The sequence below is a fragment of the Allobosea massiliensis genome (assembly GCF_042655245.1).
In the GTDB taxonomy this organism is placed as follows: Bacteria; Pseudomonadota; Alphaproteobacteria; order Rhizobiales; family Beijerinckiaceae; genus Allobosea; species Allobosea massiliensis.
Map to the genome: position 1 here is coordinate 1 of NZ_JBHSLU010000153.1, position 701 is coordinate 701.

Sequence of the window (701 nt, forward strand, 5' to 3'; positions counted from 1 at the left end):
CAGGCATTCATGCGTGAACTCGTCGATGATGTTGAGCATGCGATACTTTCTCCCGTCATGGGTGCGGTCCTCGACAAAGTCGTAGGACCAGGCATGGTTGGGCCGCTCGGCGCGAAGGCGGATGCAGGGTCCGTCCGCAAGCCAAAGACGGCCGCGCTTGGATTGTCGGGCTGGAACTTTCAGCCCCTCACGTCGCCAGATGCGCTCAACCCGCTTGCCATTGACGACCCAGCCTGCCGTCGAGCGCAGCAGCGCCGCGATCTTGCGATAACCGTAGCGGCCATAGCGGCGGACCAGTTCGACGATGTCGGCGATGAGTTGCTCCTCATCGTCGCGTCCGCGCGGGATCTGGCGCTGGGTCGAGCGATGCTGCCCGAGCACACGGCAGACCCGCCGCTCCGACACCTTCAGGGCGAGCCGGATATGCTCGATGCAGGCACGGCGACGCGCGGGGCTTACCAGTTTCCCGAAGCCGCCTCCTTCAGGATCAGCTTGTCGAGCGTCGGGTCCGCGACGGCGCGACGGAGCCGGGCGTTCTCGGCCTCAAGCTCCTTCATCCGCTTCACCTGATCCGTCTTCAGTCCGCCGAACTCACGACGCCAGCGGTAGTAACTGACCTCCGTCACGCCGATCGAGCGGATCGCATCGGCAACGGATTGGCCCTGCGAGACCAGCACATCGACCTGGCGCAGCTTCGCGAC

The 701-nt window shown here is 64.9% G+C and carries 1 pseudogene; it reads right to left on the reverse strand.

Features of this window, described 5'->3' with window-relative positions:
* Positions 1 to 701: pseudogene (locus tag ACFPN9_RS28895) on the reverse strand (IS3 family transposase); the annotation flags it as partial.